Origin of the sequence: Mesorhizobium sp. M0491, from assembly GCF_040321265.1 — a bacterium.
In the GTDB taxonomy this organism is placed as follows: domain Bacteria; phylum Pseudomonadota; class Alphaproteobacteria; order Rhizobiales; family Rhizobiaceae; genus Mesorhizobium.
Window position 1 is genome coordinate 34,851 of the sequence record NZ_JAMYRE010000004.1, and the last position, 21,782, is coordinate 56,632.

The 21,782-nt window shown below is 63.2% G+C and carries 17 protein-coding genes; 7 read left to right on the top strand and 10 right to left on the bottom strand.

Annotation, left to right across the window (positions count from 1 at the left end):
- Positions 1-144 precede the first annotated feature (144 nt).
- A complete protein-coding gene (locus NKI69_RS05890) occupies positions 145-1,053 on the top strand; it encodes a LysR family transcriptional regulator (RefSeq protein ID WP_023813895.1) in 909 nt (302 codons plus the stop codon).
- A 147-nt stretch (positions 1,054-1,200) separates the two neighbouring features.
- Here NKI69_RS05890 and NKI69_RS05895 read toward each other — a convergent pair whose 3' ends face one another.
- Positions 1,201-4,689, bottom strand: a complete 3,489-nt coding sequence (locus NKI69_RS05895; protein ID WP_023813896.1) for a PAS domain-containing hybrid sensor histidine kinase/response regulator — start codon at positions 4,687-4,689, stop codon at positions 1,201-1,203.
- A gap of 276 nt (positions 4,690-4,965) precedes the next feature.
- Positions 4,966-6,153, bottom strand: a complete 1,188-nt coding sequence (locus tag NKI69_RS05900; RefSeq protein WP_352720421.1) for a hypothetical protein — start codon at positions 6,151-6,153, stop codon at positions 4,966-4,968.
- Between the two features lie 87 nt (positions 6,154-6,240).
- Here NKI69_RS05900 and NKI69_RS05905 point away from each other — a divergent pair, with 87 nt between their 5' ends.
- From NKI69_RS05905 to NKI69_RS05915, 3 genes are all read left to right on the top strand, one after another.
- A complete protein-coding gene (locus NKI69_RS05905; protein WP_352720423.1) occupies positions 6,241-6,837 on the top strand; it encodes a gamma-glutamylcyclotransferase family protein in 597 nt (198 codons plus the stop codon).
- A 193-nt stretch (positions 6,838-7,030) separates the two neighbouring features.
- Entirely contained in the window at positions 7,031-7,453 is a 423-nt protein-coding gene (gene mscL / locus NKI69_RS05910; RefSeq protein ID WP_027038576.1) for a large conductance mechanosensitive channel protein MscL, read from the top strand.
- 112 nt (positions 7,454-7,565) lie between these two features.
- Positions 7,566-8,732, top strand: a complete 1,167-nt coding sequence (locus NKI69_RS05915) for a pyridoxal phosphate-dependent aminotransferase (protein ID WP_352720425.1) — start codon at positions 7,566-7,568, stop codon at positions 8,730-8,732.
- Positions 8,733-8,805: 73 nt separating this feature from the next.
- On the opposite strand, the gene hemA is transcribed toward NKI69_RS05915, so the two are convergent.
- Positions 8,806-10,083: a 5-aminolevulinate synthase gene (gene hemA, locus NKI69_RS05920; protein WP_023813899.1), complete on the bottom strand. Its 1,278-nt coding sequence runs from the start codon at positions 10,081-10,083 to the stop codon at positions 8,806-8,808.
- 268 nt (positions 10,084-10,351) lie between these two features.
- On the opposite strand from hemA, the gene galE reads away from it, so the two are divergent.
- The 3 genes from galE (at position 10,352) to NKI69_RS05935 (ending at position 14,532) form a co-directional block, all read left to right on the top strand.
- Positions 10,352-11,347, top strand: a complete 996-nt coding sequence (galE, locus tag NKI69_RS05925; RefSeq protein WP_352720428.1) for a UDP-glucose 4-epimerase GalE — start codon at positions 10,352-10,354, stop codon at positions 11,345-11,347.
- A gap of 105 nt (positions 11,348-11,452) precedes the next feature.
- On the top strand, positions 11,453-12,703 hold the full coding sequence (locus NKI69_RS05930) for a D-amino acid dehydrogenase (RefSeq protein WP_352554088.1): 1,251 nt from the start codon (positions 11,453-11,455) through the stop codon (positions 12,701-12,703).
- Positions 12,704-12,705: 2 nt separating this feature from the next.
- Entirely contained in the window at positions 12,706-14,532 is a 1,827-nt protein-coding gene (locus NKI69_RS05935; protein ID WP_352720430.1) for an alanine racemase, read from the top strand.
- Here the strand turns inward: NKI69_RS05935 and NKI69_RS05940 are convergent, their stop codons facing one another.
- From NKI69_RS05940 to NKI69_RS05970, 7 genes are all read right to left on the bottom strand, one after another.
- Entirely contained in the window at positions 14,533-15,906 is a 1,374-nt protein-coding gene (locus NKI69_RS05940) for an FGGY-family carbohydrate kinase (RefSeq protein WP_352720432.1), read from the bottom strand.
- Entirely contained in the window at positions 15,903-16,220 is a 318-nt protein-coding gene (gene rhaM, locus NKI69_RS05945; protein WP_352554091.1) for an L-rhamnose mutarotase, read from the bottom strand. Before rhaM ends, NKI69_RS05940 begins: the two co-directional genes overlap by 4 nt.
- Positions 16,220-17,215, bottom strand: a complete 996-nt coding sequence (locus NKI69_RS05950) for an ABC transporter permease (protein WP_352720434.1) — start codon at positions 17,213-17,215, stop codon at positions 16,220-16,222. The genes rhaM and NKI69_RS05950 overlap by 1 nt, the downstream gene beginning before the upstream one ends.
- Positions 17,212-18,186 carry an ABC transporter permease gene (locus NKI69_RS05955; protein ID WP_352441458.1) on the bottom strand — a complete coding sequence of 325 codons (975 nt, stop codon included), beginning with the start codon at positions 18,184-18,186 and terminating at the stop codon, positions 17,212-17,214. The genes NKI69_RS05950 and NKI69_RS05955 overlap by 4 nt, the downstream gene beginning before the upstream one ends.
- Positions 18,183-19,724 (bottom strand): sugar ABC transporter ATP-binding protein, encoded by a 1,542-nt coding sequence (locus NKI69_RS05960; protein WP_352720436.1) that lies wholly within the window; start codon positions 19,722-19,724, stop codon positions 18,183-18,185. The genes NKI69_RS05955 and NKI69_RS05960 overlap by 4 nt, the downstream gene beginning before the upstream one ends.
- An 84-nt stretch (positions 19,725-19,808) precedes the next feature.
- The gene (rhaS, locus tag NKI69_RS05965; RefSeq protein ID WP_023813908.1) at positions 19,809-20,804 is read right to left on the bottom strand and encodes a rhamnose ABC transporter substrate-binding protein; all 996 of its coding nucleotides are present in this window, start codon (positions 20,802-20,804) and stop codon (positions 19,809-19,811) included.
- Positions 20,805-20,859: 55 nt separating this feature from the next.
- The gene (locus NKI69_RS05970; RefSeq protein WP_023813909.1) at positions 20,860-21,669 is read right to left on the bottom strand and encodes a DeoR/GlpR family DNA-binding transcription regulator; all 810 of its coding nucleotides are present in this window, start codon (positions 21,667-21,669) and stop codon (positions 20,860-20,862) included.
- Positions 21,670-21,782 lie beyond the last annotated feature (113 nt).

Genomic DNA, 21,782 nt, shown 5'->3' on the forward strand with positions numbered 1-21,782 from the left:
TTCAACCTTTCGAACGTATTTGTCGGCAATCGGCGAATCCATTGCAGCTCGCCCGGCGCGCGTATGGCCCATGGTAGGCGAGGCTTGATCATTTTAGAATTGCATGGTTGGCTATTTCAGAGACAACAAGTGCGGATAGCTGACATGACGCTGGACGTAGACGCTGTGAAAACATTCGTCGCCATCGCCGATCTTCAGAGCTTTACGCGGGCGGCCGAGGCTCTTGGCAGCACGCAAGGAGCAATCAGCGTGAAGCTGAAGCGGCTGGAAGAGCGCGTCGGCCAGAAATTGATCGAGCGCACGCCTCGGCTGGTGCGCTTGTCGGCGCAGGGCGCGGTGTTTCTCCAGCCCGCACGCGACTTCCTCGCGGCACACGATCGCGCCATTGCCAGCCTGTCTTCGGTGCGCCGCCGCTTCACACTGGGCATCGCCACCCATGTCGGAGGCGCGGAAGTCCCGACATTGCTGGCGCGGCTCAACGCGCATGACCCGGCGCTCACCATCGAAGTGCGGCTCGATGATTCACACGACCTGCTGGACGCTTTCGATCGCGGTGAGATCGACGCGGCGATCATCCGCCGGGAGGACGACCGGCGCGATGGTGAAGTGCTGGCGCCCGAACATTTCGGCTGGTACGCCGCGCCCGACTTCATCCACCGGGCCGACGAGCCGCTGCGCCTGGCGGCATCCTCGCCATCCTGCGGTATCCGCAACATCACGACCCGCGCGCTCGACGCTGTCGGAATACCGTGGACGGAGGTGTTCCTCGGCTGCGGCTCCTTCGCCGTCGCGGAGGCCGTCTCGGCCGGCCTCGCAGCCTCGGTATTTTCCTGCCGGCTTGCCCCATCCGGCACCATCGAGGTCAGCCGGAAATTCGGGCTTCCGGCGCTGCCGCCTTCCGAGATCGTGCTGCTTTCGACGCTGACGGACGCCAAGTCCCGCGAGGCGCTGAGGACGCTTGCAATGGCCTTTCGCGAGCATCGTCCGCCTGTGGCGGGCAATGCCGGACGGCCCCGGTTCCGCAGTTCCCAGATGGTCGACGGCCTGGCCTAGAGCAATTCTAGGAAAAGTGTGAAGCGGTTTTCCGTCTAGAATTGCGTTAAAACAAAGAGTTAGAGCAGAACGCCGTTTCCGTGAAACGGTGAAATGCTCTAGGACGCCACCCTCGGACACCAGGGCTGAGACCGGGCGCCTTTGATGCTATTCGGCCGCCGGTGCCAGCGGCCTGACCCTGGCCATCATCGAGCGCAGTACCGCTGGTTTGAGCGGTTTGTTGATCACCGCAATCTCGAGCCCGCCGGCGGCCGTGCGCACCTCGTTGGAGCGGTCGGCTGTGACCAGCACGGCCGGCAGGTTGTCGCCATGGATCGCGCGCAGCCTGACGACGAGTTCGAGACCGGTTTCGCCGTCGAGATGGTAGTCGGCAAGAACGATGTCCGGGCGGTGTATCTTCGCGGTCTCCAGATCCTTTGAACCGGCCACGGTGTCGACGTTGCAACCCCAGCCTTCGAGCAGGAGCCGCATGCCTTCGAGGATGCGGGCGTCGTTGTCGATGCACAGCACGTGCAGCCCGGCCAGCGAAGCCGTCGCGCGGGCAGGAGCCCTGGTTTCGATCTCGCGCCGCGGCTCCTGCACGGCCGCCACGGGCAGGATGACGGAGAAGCGCGTGCCCTTGCCAGGGGTGGAAAAGATCCGGATCTCCAGGCGCAGCACCCGGGCGATGCGGTCGACGATGGAGAGGCCGAGACCGAGGCCTTCGGCCTCGCGCGCGCCCTCGTCGAGCCGGGTGAATTCGCGAAAGACGGTGTTCAGCTTGTCGCCGGCGATGCCGATGCCGGTGTCGATCACTTGGATCTCGGCCAGTTCGCCGCGCCGCCTGACGCCAACCAGCACGCGGCCGTGGCGCGTGTATTTGATGGCGTTGGAAACGAGGTTCTGGATCAGGCGGCGCAGCAGATTGCGATCCGTCGTCACTGTCAGCGATGACGGCATGATGGTCAGCGCGAGCTTCTTTTCGGCGGCGAGCGGCCGGAAGTCGTTGCCGATCTGGCGCAGCAATCCGTCGAGGTTGAAGGCGGTATCGTCCGGCTTCATTGCGCCGGCATCGAGGCGGGAGATGTCGAGCACGGCGCCGAGAATCGTCTCGACCGATTCCAGCGAGGATTCGATGTTGACGGCCGCCTTGCCGGCAGGCCCCTTGCCGGCCTTCTCGATCAGCGAGGAGCAATAGAGCCGGGCGGCGTTCAGCGGCTGCAGGATGTCGTGGCCGGCGGCGGCGAGGAAGCGCGTCTTGCCGAGATTGGCCTCCTCGGCCAGCATCTGCGCCTGCGCCAGCTCCTCATTGACCCGGGTCAGTTCGATGGTGCGGGTCTTGACGCGCTGTTCCAGCGATTCATTGGCACGCTTCAGCGCCAGATCCTGTTCCACGCGCCCGGAAATGTCGGCATAGGTGGCGACGATGCCGCCGTCCGGCATCGGGTTGGAGCGCAGTTCCAGGATGCGGCCCGAGGTTTTCAGCTCCATCTGCCATGGGCTGACGAAACTGGTCAGCCGGTTGAGCATGGCCACACGCTGATCGGCGGGGATGTCGCCGCGTTCGGCGAGATGGCGCAGGATGCGGTCGAGCGAGACGCCGACCTGGCCCATCTCGTCGGGCAGGTCGAACAACGCCCGATATTGGCGGTTCCAGCAGATCAGGCGGAAATCGCGATCGAAGACGGTGATGCCCTGTTCCATCTGGTCGAGCGCGATCTGCAACAGGTCGCGGTTGTGCTGCAGCGCCTCGGTGGCGTCGTCGAGCAAGCGGAAAGCATCCCTGGATTCGCGGTCGTGGCGGCGAAACAGCAGCGACAGGATCAGGCGTGCCGAGGAGGAGCCGACGGCGCTGGCCAGCAATTGCTCGGAAAAGCGGATGACGTCCATGCTCGCCTGCTCGTTGCCGTGCAGCGAGGCTCCGTTGGTCTTTTCGAACGACTGGAAAGAGCGCTCGGTGCGCTCGACGCCGAGATAGCGCCCGATCGTATCCTTGAGGTCGTTGACGGTGATGGCGGTGCGGAAGCGGCGCAGGCTGGGCATCGGGCCGGCATCGCGCGGCACGAAAATCGACGCCTGGATGCGCTCCAGCGGCACCGACGCGCGCGAGAGCGAGCCCAGCACGAAGAACACCGCGTTGATCGACAGGCTCCACAGCACGCCGTGGTTCAGCGGTTCGGCGACGGTGCCGAACAGGGCCTGTGGCCGCAGCGCCTCGAAGCCGAACAGCCCGTGCACGATGATGCCGGTATCGGGTGCCGCAAGCGACGGAAACAGCAGCGTGTAACCCCAGACGAGGATGCCGGCGACCATGCCAAGTGCCGCACCCCGACCATTGGCGCCGCGCCAGATCAGCCCGCCGATCAGCGCCGGCGCGAACTGGGCGATGGCCGCGAACGACATCAGGCCGATCGACGACAGCCGCGCGCTGTCGGTGCTCTCGCGATAATAAAGGAAGGCGATGAACAAGAGGATGAAGATCGCCCCGCGCCGCACATTGAGGATGAGCGTCGACCAGTCCTCGGTCTCGGAGGTCGAGGTCTTGAGCAGACGGCGCACGAACAATGGAATGACGAGGTCGTTGGAGATCATGATCGACAGCGCCACGCTTTCGACGATCACCATCGCCGTCGCCGCCGACAGGCCGCCGATGAAAGCCGCCATCGCCAGCACATCATGACCGCTGAACAGGGGCAGCGACAGCACGTAGAGATCGCTGCTGGTCCCGGTGCCGACCAGCGAAAGGCCGGCGAAGGCGATCGGCAGTACGAACAGGTTGATCGCCACGAGGTAGAGCGGAAACACCCATGTCGCGGTGCGCAGTTCGGCCTCGCCGCGGTTCTCGACGATGGTGACGTAGAACTGCCGCGGCAGCATGATGATGGCAAAACCGCTGAGGCACGTCAGCACCAGCCAGGTGGCGAGCGAGGTGTTGTAGCTCATCGCCTGTCGGACCTGCGCGTTCTCAGCGAGCTTGTCGAACATGTCGCCCGGGCCGCCGAAGATCAGGAAGGTGACCATCAGGCCGATCGCCAGGAAGGCGGCGAGCTTGACCACGGTTTCGACCGCCACCGCCAGCACCAGCCCATCCTGGTGTTCGGTGGCGTCGGCGTGACGGGTTCCAAACAGCACCGCGAACAGCGCCAGGAGCATGGCGACGACCAGAGAGATGTCGCTGACGAAGGGATCGAACGAAGGCGGCGATCCCGTATAGTGCTCGACCATCAGGCTGACCGAACCGGAGATCGCCTTCAACTGCAGTGCGATATAGGGCACCGCGCCGATGGTGGCGATCAGCGTGGCGATCGCCGCGACGGTGAAACTCTTGCCGTAGCGCGCGCCGAGGAAATCCGCGATCGAGGTGATCTTCTCGGTCTTGGCCAGCCGCACGATGCGGTTGAGCAGCGGGAAGCCGAACACGAAGACGAGCACCGGGCCCGTATAGATGCCGAGGAATTCGAGGCCGCGTTCGGAAGAAAGACCGACCGAGCCGAAGAAAGTCCAGGACGTACAGTAGATCGCGAGGCTAAGCGCGTAGATGAAAGGCCGCCCCCGGCTCGGCTCGGAGATGGCCGAGCGGCGGTCGCCGATGCTGGCGATGGCAAACAGCAGCGTCACATAGGCGATCGCGATGATGACGATGAACAAGCCCTGCACGCTTGGACTTTCCTCCTCTGCCGTCTTTCTATCCGGCTTGCCCGGACGCAATCACAGCTTGGCGTCCGAGTCCATTGCGGCTTTGGAAGCATGATCGCGGCCGCGACATTCGGGCAGGCCGTCAACTTCCTAAACGCGTTGTTGAGCCGATCCAAAAAGGGGACGCGTGAACGGGGCGGCTCTGCATGGCGAACATCCACAGTACAAGCTGCACACAAGGGGTGCGAATGCGTGGACGCGCGCGGGTTGGCCCAGTTGGGGCCAGCCCCAATCCTGTCATGTGTAGAAGGCCAATTGATCGAGTGTAAGCAGCGCCTGAAGCGCCCGCACTTGGGTGTAGCTGTCAGCGTCCGCCTCGCCATGGCCGACAGCATGGCGCGAACTTGCCTTTCCTGTTCGCGCCACAGGGTCGAACTCTGCGAATGTATGGGACTTCAGGTAATGGGCAAATGCTGACGGAAAGAGCAGCGTATCCGGCTGACCCGCCTTTTTCTCCGCCGACTGCACGGCAAATTCGAGAAGCTTCTTGGTTCGCGCCCCCCTGCCGTGAACCTTTCGGTAAGCCACGCTAAGGATGCCTTCGATTTCGGTCAGGATGATTTTCAGGACGGCGATAGAGTCACCCGACGCGAAATTATTCAGCGCCGACCGGAGCAGCCGTTCCTTGCCTGCGAAATGCGGCTTGGCCATCCACCGCGCGAACATGGTCTCGACCCGCCTCGCATCAAACGCCGCGAGCGACTTCGCCTCAACGTCGTCGAGCTCGAAACCGGCTTCACAATTGTTCGCGAGTTCACGGAACTCCCGGCCGAGGATCTCGACAAAGGGAAACCATCCCGCCTCGATAAGCCGCGCGAAAACATTCTCGTCGGCGATAGCGTCGTAAAGATCGCGGTACTTGAGCCGGCGATGCAGCGTCCCAAGGTCTCTCTCCATATCCTCGATCGAGAGAGCGCCATCTGCATTGAAGTCGAAGAAGAGCGCAAACCGCCAGCCTTCCCGGAAAATGCAGACAACGCGATCCTGCTTGCCGATTTCCACCAGCGGGAACGACATCGCGGTCACATCCGCGATGTCGTTTTCAAAGATGACGGTACCCGCCGCCATCGAGCGCTTGACCATTATATGGAGAGAAACAGCCGCTGCATCGAGCCATAGATCGCCCGTATTGTCCGGGTGAATCACCAGCAGAATAAAACCAGGCCTGGTCAGACTGATATGGTGCCCGGCCTGCGCAGAGCGGTGCTCGATATGAGCGGCAAGGCCTTCCACGATCCGATGGAAAAATCTATCGTCCGACGTCAGGTAAAGGCGCGTCCAGACTTTTATCGTAGCGCCGCCGCGACCTGCCTCGGCGGTCACGCCATTGAGCATCAATTCGGTCAGCTTGATCGGCGTGCCGAGGTTACCGGCGAGCACGCCGGGTGCCGGCTTGTCGGCGATGGGTTCGAATGATTCGGTCATGCCAAATCTTATCATATCGGTAGCCGCCGATAGCGATCAGCGCAATGATGCTCCTCTGCCACGCCCAGCTATGGTATTGCATCGAAGATGCCACGCTTCCTTTACTTCGGCTACGGATCGAACATGCTCACCGCACGCCTCAAGGCGCGGTGCAAAAGCACAATGCCCGTATGTGTTGCGTTTGCTGAGGGCCATCGCCTGACGTTTTCGAAGTCCAGCTTTGACGGATCGGGCAAGGGGCATTTGGTCCAGGCGCGTAAAAGGACCAGGCAGCCGGGAGTGCTTTTTGAGATCGACGTGAATGAACGCGGCGATCTGGATGAGGCGGAGGGACTCGGAAATGGCTACTATAGAAACGATGAGTTTCCAGTGCGGCGGCATGATACCAAAGAAATCGTGAGCTCTAGCGTTTACCTGGCAGAGAAGCCCGATCTCACGCTCATTCCCTATGACTGGTATCTCGCTCTTATCGTCGCCGGAGCGCGCGAGCACAGGTTCGACCGACGGCGGATGCGAGAACTGCTTGCGTTTGAATGCCGGCCTCACGTCAATCGGCCATGGGGCGGAAAGCCCGATGCTTTGAAGCTACTCCAGGCGGCGGGCGTAGATGATGACCTTGCGGTGTATTTCGGAGCGCAAATCGATTTGGCGCATCCGCTCTCGCCACGACACCGAGCTGTATAGCAAGGTTAGCAGGTCGCCGCGTCGATCGCTCGCGTCAACGACCAGTTGCCGTCCAAGGCGTTGGGAGTAATGAGAAACCGGTTGCTTTCTCCTTTTTATCGATGTTGCAACCGCAGGTTTTTGTTATGTTGCCTCAGGTCGACGCCGCAAGGACGGAAACGGCAGCTCGGCCGGTCATGACAAGGAGGGTCGAATGCTGAAAGAATTCCAGGAATTCATTTCCAAGGGTAATGTGATGGACCTTGCGGTCGGCGTCATCATCGGCGCGGCCTTCGGCAAGATCGTCGATTCACTTGTCAACGACATCATCATGCCGATCGTCGGTGCGATTTTCGGCGGATTGGACTTCAACAACTATTTCTTCGGATTGTCCTCAGCCGTCAACGCGACCTCGCTGGCGGATGCCAAGAAGCAGGGCGCTGTCTTTGCCTATGGCAGCTTCATCACCGTGGCGCTGAACTTCCTCATCCTCGCTTTCATCATCTTCCTGATGGTCAAGGCAGTGAACAACATGCGCAAGCGGCTTGAGCGCGAGAAGCCCGCTGCACCGGCCGCTCCGCCGCCCGCCGACGTCGCGCTGCTCACCGAAATTCGCGATCTGCTCGCCAGGCGCTGACCACGGGCAGCATTTGCTGGACCAAAACCCCGGTCGTTCGCGGCCGGGGTTTTCTGTTTTCGCATCTGGTAAGGACCGCTGACGAAAACCGCAGACCAAAACGGACCCGCCAATGACCCTGATCGACAGCTTGCGCACCGAGGCCCGTGCGGCACCCGAAAGCGGCATTGTCGCCGTCGTCAATTACGGCCGTCTGCGCGAAGGCATGATTCCGCTCTGGGCCGGCGAGGGCGACCTGCCGACGCCGGCCTTCATCACCGATGCCGCGTCGAAGGCGCTGGCCGGCGGCGAGACATTCTACACCTGGCAAAGGGGCATCCCCGATCTCAGGCAGGCGCTCTCCCGCTACTATGCCAGGCATTTCGGCAAGACCTTCCCGGAGGAAGAATTCATCGTCACCGGCTCCGGCATGCATGCCATCCAGCTGGCGCTCGACGCGCTCGCCGGCGCGGGCGACGAGGTGGTTTATCTGTCGCCGGCCTGGCCGAATTTCGATGCCGCAGCAGCGATAGCGGGAGCCATTCCAGTCGCGGTCACGCTCGATCATTCCGGCAATGGCTGGTCCTGCGACGTCGAGAAGATCGCGGCTTCGATCACGCCGCGCACAAAGGCGCTGTTCATCAACACGCCGTCGAACCCGACCGGCTGGACCGCCGATCATGAGACCTTGCAGGCCATCCTCGATCTGGCGCGCGCGAAAAACCTCTGGATCATCGCCGACGAGATCTATTCGCTTTTCCACTATGGCCACGGCCGCGCGCCGTCCCTCCTCGACATCGCGTCGGCGGAAGACCGCATCCTGTACGTCAACTCCTTCTCCAAGAACTGGGCGATGACCGGCTGGCGCGTCGGCTGGATCAAGACGCATCCGAGCTTGCAGCAGGTGTTCGAGAACCTGATCCAGTATTCGAACTCCGGCGTCGCCCAGTTCATGCAGCGCGGCGCGGCCGCCGCCCTTGATGGGGGCGACGCCTTCGTTGCCGAACAGGTGGAGCGGGCGTGCAAGGCGCGCGACCTTGTCTGCGGCATTCTCGGCGCCACCGGCCGCGCCCGGTTCACGGTGCCGCAGGGCGCGTTCTACCTGTTTTTCACTGTCGACGGCATCACCGATTCACGCACCGCTGCCTTCGACATTGTCGACAAGGCCAATGTCGGCCTGGCGCCAGGCACCGCTTTCGGCCCCGGCGGCGAGGCGTTTTTGCGGTTGTGTTTCCACCGCCGCCTCGACCAGATCGAGGAAGCGGCGCACCGGCTGGCAAATTGGATGAAGGCTATTTGAGCCGCCGACGAAGCGCGGATTGAAAATCGCTCCGGCGAGCCAGATAGCCGCCGGAGCAGAGTTTCAAACGGCTTCAGCCGCCCGACTTGGGCACCAGCAGGGGAATGATGCGGTCGCTCTTGGCCACCGAAGGCCGCCCGGCGGAGCCATAGGGGATGCCGAGCGCATCCCAGGTCTCGACCAGCGCATCCTGCAATTCGGCAATCAGCGCATCGGAATGGAACGGCGTCGGCGTGATGCGCAGCCGCTCGGTGCCGCGCGGCACGGTCGGGTAGTTGATCGGCTGGATGTAGATGCCGTGCACGCCGAGCAGGCGGTCGCTGGCCATCTTGCAGGCCTCGGGATCGCCGACCAGGACCGGCACGATATGGGTCGGCGAGTCCATCACCGGCAGGCCGGCGGCCGACAGGATCTGCTTGGTTCGGCTCGCCTGCTGCTGCTGGGCGTCGCGCTCGGCCTGCGAGCGCTTGAGATGACGGATCGACGCGGTCGCGGCAGCCGCGATCGCCGGCGGCAGTGCCGTGGTGAAAATGAAGCCCGGCGCATAGGAACGCACGGCGTCGATCACGGCGCTGGTGCCGGTGATGTAGCCGCCCAGCGTGCCGAATGCCTTGGCCAGCGTGCCTTCGATGATGTCGATGCGGTCGGCCAGGCCTTCGCGCTCGGTGATGCCGCCGCCGCGCGGCCCGTACATGCCGACGGCATGGACCTCGTCGATATAGGTCATGGCGTTGTAGCGCTCGGCGAGTTCGACGATCTCTCTGATCGGCGCGATGTCGCCATCCATCGAATAGACGCTTTCGAAGACGATCAGCTTGGCGCGTTCGCGCCCCGCCGCCTGCAAAAGGCTTTCCAGATGCGCCACGTCGTTGTGGCGGAAGATCTTCTTCTCGGCGCCGGAACGCCGCACGCCTTCGATCATCGAGGCGTGGTTCAATTCGTCCGAGATGATCAGGCAGTTGGGCAAAAGCTTCGCGATGGTCGAGATCGAGGCTTCGTTGGAGACGAAACCGGAGGTGAAGACCAGTGCCGCTTCCTTGTCGTGCAGATCGGCAAGCTCCACCTCGAGTTCGACCAGCGGGTTCGAGGTGCCGGAAATGTTGCGGGTGCCGCCGGCGCCCGAACCCATTTTGCCTGCCGTATTCTGGAACGCGGCGATGACGTCGGGATGCTGGCCCATGCCAAGATAGTCGTTGGAGCACCAGACGGTGATTTCCTCGGCGCGGCCATTGGAACGCCAGATGGCGCGCGGGAACTTGCCCGCGATGCGCTCCAGGTCGGCGAAAACGCGGTAGCGACGCTCGGCATGGAGCTGGTCGATCGCTTCCTCGAAGAACCGCTGATAGTTCATGTCGACTTCCCAATTTTTGCGCGGGATCATAATCATTGGCCTGTTGGTCGTCCACCTGGCCTTTTTGGTCAAAATGCCACGCCCCGGACCTGTTCCTAACGACCACGGATCGTGGCCTATTCCCTTGATGTGGATCAACTTTGTTTCAGGACGATGCCACTGGCCGGCAATGCCGGTTACCACGGGTTCCAATGGTCATGCGGCGGGCTTTCCAGTAGAGCGGGGGTTGAGACAGTTTCCGATAAATCTTGGATAAGCGAGGACGCGGATGACGGTTTTGGTTACAGGCGGCGCCGGTTACATCGGCAGCCATATGGTCTGGGAGCTGCTGGATGCCGGCGAAAGCGTGGTCGTTCTCGACCGTCTTTCCACCGGTTTCGAATGGGCGGTGGCGCCCGAGGCCAAGCTGGTCGTCGGCGATGTCGCCGACCGGGAATTGGTCGGCTCGGTCATCAGGGAGAACAAGGTCGACGCGATCATTCATTTCGCCGGCTCGATCGTGGTTCCGGAATCGGTTGCCGACCCGCTCAGCTACTATGAGAACAACACCTCGAAGACGCGCACGCTGATCGAAACCGCGGTGCGCGAAGGCGTGCCCAATTTCATCTTTTCCTCGACCGCCGCCGTCTATGGCGGAGCCGGCCTGGAGCCGGTGCGCGAGGACGCCCGCCTGTCGCCGGAATCGCCCTATGGCCTGTCCAAGCTGATGAGTGAGTGGATGCTGCGCGACGCGTCGATCGCGCATGGCCTGCGCTATACCGCGCTGCGCTACTTCAACGTCGCCGGCGCCGACCCGAAGGGCCGCACCGGCCAGTCGACGCCGGGCGCCACTCATCTGATCAAGGTTGCCTGCGAGACGGCACTTGGCAAGCGGCCGTTCATGCAGGTGTTCGGCACCGATTATCCGACGCCGGACGGCACCTGCATGCGCGACTACATCCATGTCAGCGACCTGGCGGCGGCGCATCGCCTGGCCCTGCAGCGGCTGCGCGCCGGGGGCACCAGCCTCGTCGCCAATTGCGGCTACAGCCATGGCTATTCGGTGCTCGAGGTCATCGACAGCGTGCGCCGCACCTTTGGCCGTGATTTCGAGGTGAAGATGGGCGACCGTCGCCCTGGCGACGCCGCGGCGGTGGTCGCCAATTCGGATCTCGCCCGCGCCGAGCTCGGCTGGACCCCGCAACGCGACGATCTCGACCAGATCGTCGCCGACGCGCTCGCCTGGGAGCGCATCCTGACCGGCAAGAACTCCGCGCGCGGCTGAGCCGGGTTCTCCCAAGGGCTCGCAAGGCGGGCAGTGAAGCGCTATTGAAGGCATTCGCGGCAAGGCGCGGAGGCGCCGCACCGCGAGGAGCTCTTGGGGGATGGCATGAAAATAACGGTGCTCGGGGCCGGTGTCGTCGGTACGGCGGCCGCCTATTATCTGGCCAGCGACGGCCATGAGGTGACGGTGATCGAGCGCCATCCGGCGGCGGCACAAGGCACCAGCCAGTCCAACGCCGGCCTGGTGTCACCGGGTGACGCTACCGCCTGGGCCTCGCCGGCGGCTTTGAAGACCTTCCTGCGCGGGCTCTACAACCATGATCTCGGCATCAAGGTCAGGCTGCGCCTCGATCCCTATTTCCTCGCCTGGAGCCTGCGTTTCCTGCGCCAGTGCACGGTGGCGCGCCTGCGCGCCAACACCGACATCAAGCTCAGGCTCGCGCTCTATTCGCGCGACTGCATCAATGCGCTTTCGGAAGCCACCGGCATCCACTACGACGAGCGCAAGAAGGGCATTCTCTATTTCTTCCGCTCGCAAAAGAGCCTCGACACCGGTACCGACAATTACCGTTATCTTGCCAAGCACGGTCTGCCGATCGAAATCGTCGGCCGCGACCGGCTGGTCGAGCTGGAACCAGGCCTTGCCGGCGTCAAGGACAAGATTGCCGGTGGCGTCTATTCGCCAACCGACCAGACCGGAGATTCCAAGCAGTTTGTCGACAGGCTGGCCGCCTATGCTGCCGAGAAACTCGGCGTCAAATTCCTGTTCGGCACGACAGTCGAAGGCCTCGACATCGAGGGCGATCATGTGCGCGCGGTGTTGACGTCGGCCGGCCCGGTCGCCGGCGATGCCGTGGTCATCTCGATGGGACCGGAGAGCGGCCTGCTCGGGCGCCGCTATGGCATCGACCTGCCTGTCTATCCGGTAAAAGGCTATACCGCGACGATTCCCTTGGAGGACGAAAGCAAGGGACCGACCATGGGCGGAGCCGACGAGGACCGGCTGATCGGCTATTCCAGGCTGGGCAACCGCTTGCGGATGTCCTCGACGGCTGAATTCACCGGCTTCGACCGAACTTTCAAGCCCGCCGATTTCAAGACGATCATCAGCACCGGCAAGGATCTTTTCCCGGGTGCCTTCGACGAGAAGAAGGCTGTGTTCTGGGCGGGCCTGCGGCCGATGATGCCCAACTCGGTGCCGGTCATCGGCCAGGCGCGCTACAAGAACCTCTATCTCGACACCGGCCACGGCCACGTCGGCTGGACCATGGCCTGCGGCTCCGGCAAATTCCTTGCCGACCTCGTTTCCGGCCGCAAGCCGGAGATCGACCCGCAGGGACTGGTCTACGGGGGCTAGTGATGTCGGGACCGCAAGTCGCTATCGATCTTGGCCGCATCGAGCGCAACGCGCGCACCATCGTCGAGCGCTGCGCGCTCTCGGGCATCAAGGTGTTCGGCGTCACCAAGGGCACGTGCGGCATGCCGCAAGTGGCGCGCGCCATGCTGCGCGGCGGTGTCGCCGGCATCGCCGAATCGCGCTTCGAGAACATCCGCCGGCTGCGCGACAGCGGCATCAACGCGCCGATCATGCTGTTGCGCAGCCCGCCGATGGCGCGGGTCGAGGAGGTGGTGCGCGCCGTCGACATCAGCCTGCAGTCGGAACTCGCAACCATCCGCGAAATTTCGCGCATCGCCGAACGCATGGGCCGCGTCCACGACATCATGCTGATGATCGATCTCGGAGATCTGCGAGAGGGCATCTGGCCGAACGACCTGATCCAGACGGTCGAGCAGATACTGCAGTTCAAGGGCGTTCGCATTGCCGGCATCGGCACCAATCTCGGCTGTTTCGGCGCCATCATGCCGACGCCGGAAAATCTCGGCCAGCTCGTCGCCCATGCCTACAAGACCGAGCGCCTGTCCGGCAGAAGCCTCGACGTGATCTCCGGCGGTGCCTCGTCGTCGCTGCCGCTGCTGCTCGAAGGCAGACTGCCGGCCGGCATCAACAATCTGCGGGTCGGCGAGGCGATCCTGCAGGGCGGCGTCGAGACCTTCCGCGACACGCCGTGGGCGGAGCTCGAACCCGATGCCTGCCGGCTGACCAGCGACATCATCGAGGTCAAGCTCAAGCCGTCACGGCCGATCGGCCAATCCGGCTATGACGCCTTCGGCAACCAGCCGGTCTTCCCCGACGAGGGCGACAGGCTGCGCGCCATCGCCAATATCGGCCGCGAGGACGTGCTGGTCGAGGGGCTGACGCCGATTGCCAAGGGGATACGGGTGCTCGGCGCCTCCAGCGACCATCTGTTGCTGGATGTTGCCGATGCCGATCCGAGGCCCTCCGTCGGCGACCGCGTCGCCTTCCGCATGAGCTATGGCGCCATGCTTTTGGCAATGACTTCGGAATATGTCGAGAAGGCCCCGATGCACGACGTCGAGGATTTTTCCGGTCGCAAGATGGTGCAGATCACGGCCGGGCAGGGAGCCGCCGGCATCCTGGCCCGGGAAGGCACCGGCGCGCGGCTGGAAGCGATGAACTTCGACGTGGTGGAACTCGCCGATGTCGAGAGGCCGCCATCGGGGCTGGTCCGCCTCATCGCAGGCGCCGACCGGCGCATCGCCCACAAGGCGCTGACCGCGACGGCGCGCGCGACACATTCCTTCGGCCTGATCTGGATCGATTCGATCGCCGCCCTGATGCCCGAGGACGAGGACGGCATCGACCTGCCGGAAGGCTCGGTGCTGGCGCGCACTCTCGGCCTCGACCACAAGGCGGGTGCGCTGCAGCCGCAGCTGTCGCCGGAAAATGTCGTCATCGTCGGCTTGCGTCACGCCGATCCGGCCGAAGCGCGGGTGCTGAAGGATTCGCGCGTGTCGGCATTCACCATGACCGATATCGACGCCATGGGCATGCGCGACCTGATGCATGAGGCGATACGCATCGCCACCTCTGGTACGCAAGGCTTTCACGTCAGCTATTCGCCGACCGCGACCGAATTCGCCGGCTGGGCTGCGGGCTCCGGCGGGCTGACCGTGCGCGAGACGCATCAGGCGATGGAGGCGATCGCGCTCTCCGGCGGGCTGCTGTCGATGGATGTTTCAGGCCTGACGGCGGATCTGGAGCCGCGGATCGGCACCGACGCGGTCAACTTCGTCATGTCGGCTTTCGGCAAACGGATTCTCTGATCAGCCCTGCACGTCCACTGCCGAGCGCCATGCGCTGACATAGTCGACCCAGGCCGGGTCTACAGGCGGTTCTATTCTTTCGCCCTTGCCGTGCGTCGCCGGCTGATCGGATGCCAGCAGCGCCGCGCCGATGCTGGTGCCGGTGGCGGCCTCGGACGCAACCACGGCGCGCGCCGTGGCTGCTGCCAGCATGCCGACAAACAGCCGGTTACGGGCAAACGGGCCTTCGACCGTGGTCGGGCCGTCCGCGCCGATCAGGTCGAGGCAGGTTGCCGTCATCAATGCCAGGTAGAACGAGATGGCGGCAAAGCGCTGGCCGCTGTTCAGGCCGTCGGCGTTGACCCATGCCGCGGCATAGTGCGGGAACGGCCCCGAGCCTTGCTGGGTCGACGGCAGCAGCATTTTTCGCGCCAGCACGGCGCCGACATCATCCTCGGTCCACTGCTCCGGCTGATCCTTTGTCAGCACGGAAAACTCGCGGCCACCCATGAAGCGCGCCGAGGGAACGGGATCGCCGAGTGCGTTGACATTGACCAGCGTGTCGCGCGCGGCATCCAGCGCAATCTGTTTGCCGCCGACCGCCATCGACACCACCCAGGTGCCGGTCGAGACGACGGAGAAAGGCGGCTTGTCGGACAGCAGATGCGGCAGCAGCGACGCGTTGGAATCATGCAGGCCGCAGAACACCGGCGTTTGCGGATCGAGTCCGGTTCGCGCCGCAACAGTGGGCAGGATCGGGCCGAGACGATCCCTGGCCGGCCGCACCGGCGCCATCAGGCTCCGCCAGTCCAGGCTGTCGACCAACGATGAAAAATCCGCCGTCCATGGGTTCCACAGGTCGGTGTGGCAGCCGAGCGAGGTAACTTCGTTGGCGGCGATGCCGGTCAGGCGCAAGGCCCAGTATTGCGGGTACATCAGCATCGCGGCGGCCCTGGCGAATTCGGCCGGGAAGCTTTTCTGCTGCCAGAAGAATTGCGCACCGAGATTGAGGCCGAGCGGCAGGCGCGGCGTGCCGGTCTCGGAAAAGAGCGGGCGGATCGCTTCATAATCCGCTGCCAGCCTGTCGGGGCCATCGAACTCATAGTCGAGCACAGGCAGCACCAGTTCACCCGCCGCGTCGACCAGCACGCCGGTCGCGCCGTGGGTGGTGATCGAAATGGCGTCGATGCGCTGTTCGTGGTTGAGGCCGGCAAGGCTTTCGAGGATGAATGCCCACAAGGCCTCGACATCGTGGTGCGGGTAGGGCGCCTGTCGCACCGGCGCATTGGACATGCGGCGCAGCGCCACCTCGGCCAACGTAGCGAGGTCGACCAGCGCCACCTTGGCGTTGGTCTTGCCGATGTCTATGACGGCGATGTGGCGCATCGCACTCATGTCATGTGGAACATTGTTTCCAGCTTCACGGCCACCGGCTCGTTGTCCGGTCTGGTTTCCATGATGTCGGCCATTTCAGCCCACCAGCGCTGCATCACCGAATGCCCTGGCAATTCATCCATGCCGTGGTCGTCACGCCGCCACAGAACACCGAACAGGATATTGGTCTCCTCGTCGAGATGGATGGAATAATCGGAGACGCCGGCCTGCTTCAGCAGCGCGACCAGTGACGGCCAGATCTCGTCATGGCGCTTCTTGTACTCGGCCTTCATGCCCGGCTTGAGCTTCATTTTGAACGCGTATTTCTGCGGCATCAGCGCCCTCCGCGCAATCGCCGCCAAACGATCGGCAAGGCGATGACGATGATCAGCAGCAGGCCGATGAAGATCGACATGACGATGCCGGGCACATTGAGCAGGCCGAATCCGAAGGTCACCAGCCCCATGATGAAGGCTGCGAGCACGACGCCAACAATACTGCCGGCGCCGCCGAGGATGCTGACGCCGCCGAGCACCACCATGGTGATGACTTCCAGCTCGTAGCCCTGCGCGATCGATGGCCGCGTCGAGCCGAGCCGCGAGGTGATCAGCACCGAGGCGATGCCCGACATCAGCCCGGTCAGGCAAAACAGGATGAACTTGGTGCGGCCGACGCGCACGCCGGAAAACTGCGCAGCTATCGGATTGTTGCCGATGGCGAAGACGCGTCGGCCGAAACTCGTACGGTGCAGAAGGAACCAGTAGACGACGGCCGCGATCAGGAAGAGCACCAGCTCGAACGACACCACCCACCAGACGTAACCTTGGCCGAAAAAGGCGAAGCTTGAGGGATATCCCTTGTAGGCCTGGTCGCCGAGGATGATGAAGGCGATGCCGCGAAACAGGCTCATTGTGCCGATGGTGACGACGATCGACGGCAGGCCGAGCCTTGTCACCAGCAGACCGTTGAAGGCGCCGCAGCCGAGCCCGACGACGATGCCGATCGCCACCAGCACCGGCGTGCCGGCGCCGGCCTGCACCGCCATGCCCATCATCGTCGACGCCAGCGCAATAATGGCGGCCACCGACAGGTCGATCTCGCCCGAGATGATCAGCAGCGCCATGGCGAAGGCGATCAGGCCTTTCTCGGTGAAATTGAAGGTCAGATCGGACAGCGAATAAGGGTCGAGGAAATAGGGCGAGGCGAAGCTGTTGATGGCGAAGATGGCGACGGCCACCACGACTAGCAGCGCTTCCCAGGAAAAGATCGCCGAACGAAGCGGCTTGTCGAGCCGGTCGGGAATGTGGCGCGGAGCAGGGATGTCGGTCACGCCTCCACCTTTCTGAGGATGATGCGGCCTTGCCGGCGTTCGCCGCGCGCATTGAGCACGACGGCCAGGATGATGGCGCTGCCCGAAATCGCCATCTGCCAGAAGGGCGAGATGTTGATGACCGGCAAGGCGTTGGAGATGATGCCGAGGAACAGTGCGCCGAGCACCGCGCCGCCGACCGAGCCGATGCCGCCGGCGATCGAGATGCCGCCGATGACGCAGGCGGCGATGATGTTGAGCTCATAGCCGTTGGCGACCTCGACCGACGCGATCACATAGCGCGAGATCCAGAGATAGCCTGACAGGCCGCCGATCATGCCGGAGATGCAGAAGACGATGAACTTCGTCCGGCCGACATCGATGCCGGCATAGACCGAAGCCGTCGGGTTGACGCCGATGGCATAGATCGAGCGGCCGAGCGCGGTGCGTGTCATCAAGATAAAGAACAGCGCGATGACCAGGATGGCGATCCAGGACAGCACCGGAATGCCGAGAAAGGCCGCGCGCTGAAAGCCGATGAAATCCGGGCTCATCTTGTCGGCATTGACCCAGGCGCCGCCGGACAGGACGAAGGTGGCGCCGCGATAGATGGTCAGCGTGCCCAATGTCACCACGATCGAAGGGATGTTCAGCCGCCAGACCAAAAGGCCGTTGATGACGCCGAGCACCAGACCGACGGCCAGCGCAATGACGATCAGCAGCGGGATCGGGATCGCCGGATGCGCGGCGTTCAGCATCGCCACCACCATGCCGGTGAAGCAGAGGTTGGACGCCATCGACAGATCGATCGACCGGGTCAGGATGACCACCATCTGGCCGAGCGCCAGGATCATCAGGATCGAGGTGTCGTTGAACACCTGACGCAGATTGCCGGGGTCGGCAAAGGCCGGGAAACGCGTCGAAATCAGGCCGATCAGCACGACGATGGCCGCCAACAGCCAGATTTCACGGTATTTGAGGAAAGCCTTCATGCCGCGATCCCCGCTGCCGTCCGAACCAGCGTCTCGGCGTCCAACCCCTTGTTGTCGTAGACCGCCGCGACGAGCCCCTCGCGCATGACCACGACGCGGTCGGACATGCCGAGGATTTCGGGCAGCTCGGAGGACACCATGATCACCGACAGGCCTTGCGCCACCAACTCGGCCATGAAGCCGTGCACGGCGGCCTTCGAGCCGATGTCGATGCCCTTGGTCGGTTCGTCCAGGATGATCACCTTGGGCGCGGTCGCCAGCCATTTGGCGATGACGATCTTCTGCTGGTTGCCGCCCGACAGCGTGCCGACGTCCTGGCTCAGCGAGGAGGCCCTGAGGTCGAGCCGCTCGGTGTAGGAGCGGGCCAGATCGAACTCCTCCGACAACCGCAGCAGGCCGGACTTCGACGTGCGCTTGAGCGAAGGCAGCGAGACGTTCTGGAAGATCGGCAGGCCGATCACCACGCCTTGCTTGCCGCGTTCCTCGGGCACGTAGACGATGCCGGCATCGATCGAATCCGCCGCCGATTTCGGCGCGATCGTCTTGCCTTCGAGCGTGATCGTGCCGCCTGAGGTGCGGGTGATGCCCGAAATCGCCTGCATGACCTCGCTGCGTCCGGCGCCGACCAGGCCGTAGAAGCCGAGGATCTCGCCCTTGTGCAATTCGAAGCCGATATCATTGAATTCGGTCGGATGCGACAGGCCGGAGACGGTGAGGACGGGCGCGCCGATCTCGGCCTTGCGCTGCGGGAAGATGTGATCGACCGCGCGGCCAACCATCAGGCGCACGATCTGGCTCTGGCCGGCATCCTTGATCAGGCCTTCGCCGACCATCTCGCCATCGCGGAACACCGTGTAGCGGTCGGCGATACGGTAGATCTCGTCGAACTTGTGGCTGATGAACAGGATCGCCTTGCCGTCGCTCTTGAGGAACTCGATCAGCAAAAAGAGCTCCTCGATCTCCTTCATCGAAAGCGCGGCGGTCGGCTCGTCCATGATGACGATCTGCGCGTCGATCGACATGGCGCGCGCGACGGCGACCAGATGCTTGTTGGCGATGCCGAGGTCCTTCAACCGCGCGTCGGCGTCGATATGGCCGGCATGCATGGTGTCGAGCACTTCGCGCGCATTTTTGCGCATCGTGCGCCAGTCGATGGTGCGCAAACGCGTGCGGGGCGCGTGGCCGAGAAAGATGTTTTCGGCGACGCTCAGATCGTCGAACAGCACCGTTTCCTGGTGGATGGCGGTGACGCCATGGCCGAAGGCGGCATGCGCGCTGGGCAGGGTGACTGCCTGGCCGTCGATGCTGATGGTACCCCCGTCGGGCTGGTAGATGCCGGTCATGATCTTGACCAGCGTCGACTTGCCGGCGCCGTTTTCGCCGATCAGCGCCGTCACCTGGCCGGGGTAGAGCGACAGGCTGACATTGTGCAGCGCGCGCACGCCGGGAAAGCTCTTGGAGATGCCGGACAGCGTCAGGCGTGGAGCCGAGGCTAGAGGCTGCTCCTTCACCGTGCCGGGTTGGGCTGTCGTGTCCATAGTCGTATCAAGCCCTGAAACAAGGTCCGTTTAAAGTCGCGGCGGGACGTGAGCTCCGCCGCGACAGCTTGAGAGCGCTCCAGATCAATAAATCTTGGAGAACTTCTCGATGTTCGACTTGTCGAACTGGAACGGCGGAGCCATCGCAGCCGAGTTGGTGTCGTCGAGCGTGACCTTGCCGACGCGGCCGATCGACAGCGTGGCGCCGGGCTTCGCCTCTTCCTTCTTCACCGCCAGATCATGGGCGAGGTAGACGGCCGAGTAGCCGAGGTCGATCGGATTCCACAGCGCAACCGCCTGGCTGGAACCGTTGTCGATAAACTTCTTGAACTCGGACGGCAGCGCCAGGCCGGTGACATTGACCTTGCCGATCAAGTTCTCATCGGTGACGACCTGGGCGGCGGCAACGACGCCGACGGTGGTCGGCGCTATGATCGCCTTGAGGTTCGGATAGGACTTCAACAGGCCCTTGGCCTCATCAGTGCTCTTGGCCGAATCGTCATCGCCATAGACGGTGGCGACAAGTTTGATCTTGGGGAACTTCTCCGGCAGGATCTTCTTGGCCGCATCGATCCAGGCGTTCTGGTTGGTCGCGGTCGAGGAGGCCGACAGGATGGCGACTTCGCCGCCTTCCGGCAGGTAATCGGCGGCAAGCTTGATGATGGTCTCGCCGATCAGGCCGGTGTCGGACGGGTTGAGGTGAAGCTGGCGGCCTTCCTTGGCGACGCCCGAATCCCAGGAGATGACGGTGATGCCGCGTTCCATGGCCTTCTTCAGCACCGGTACCAGCGCGTCGGCGTCATTGGCCGAAATGGCGATGGCGTTGACCTTCTGCGCGATCAGCGAATTGACCACTTCGATCTGCGCTTCGGCGGTCGCCTTGGTCGGGCCGGTGTAGATGATGTCGACATCGCCGAGTTCCTTGGCCGCCTCTTCGGCGCCCTTGTTGGCGGCATCGAAGAAGCCGTTGCCGAGCGACTTCACCACCAACGCGATCTTGACGTTCTCGGCATAGGCGGCATTCACGAACATGGCGGCTGAGAATGCAGCCGTCACCATCAATTTCTTCAAGAAGCTCATCGAATTTCCTCCCTTGAGCGTTGCATTCCATCGCCGCTGCGAGCGCGAGTTGGCCTCAGGCCTGCAGTGAAGATTCTTCCTTGTTGGTTGCGGATGTGCGGGCGACGATCAGCGTCACGCCGGCGGTTTCCAGCATCTTGGCTTCGCGATCCTCGATGCCGTCATCGGTGATGACGGTGGCGATGCGCGACAGGCCGCACAGGATCAGGCTGGAGCGTTTGCGGAATTTTGAGGAATCGACCAGCACCACCAACTCGTCGGCCTGGTCGATCAGCTTCTGCTCCGCCTGGATCAAAAGCGGATCGCCTTCCATCAGGCCAAGCGGCCCCAGCCCCTGCGCGCCCATGAACATGCGGCGCGCATAGAAATTGCGCGTCACGTCATTGTCGAAGGGAGACAGGATGATGTTCTGCTCGCGATAGATGGTGCCGCCCGACAGCATCACCGTGTTCTTGGAGTGCTTGAGCAGGTGCTCGGCGATCGGGAACGAATTGGTGAAGATCGGCATGCGGCGGCCGGTCAGGAAATGCACCATCTGGAAGGTGGTGGTGCCGCCATTGATGATGATCGGTTCGCCGTCCTTGCACAGCTCGACCGCTTCACGCGCAATCGCCCGCTTCTGCGAGGCGTTGATGGTTTCGTTGACGGAAAAGGGCCGGCCGGCCAGCCCGATGAACTGCGGCGGCGAGATTGCCTCGGCGCCGCCGCGGACGCGGCGCAGGCGCTTCTGGACGTGGAGAGCCGCGATATCGCGCCGGATCGTCGCCTCGGAGGACTCCGTCAGGTCGACCATCTCTTGCACCGTCACAACAGGCTTTTCCTGGACGGCGGACAGAATGATCCTATGGCGCTCTTTTTCGTGCATGGTTCCTCCCTGCCAGAGCATCTAGGCACCCAAAACGCGCAGTGTCAATCATTTCCGATCATATAATTTCATTGTGCAGTGCAATATGATCGATCTTGATCGTTTGTGATTGA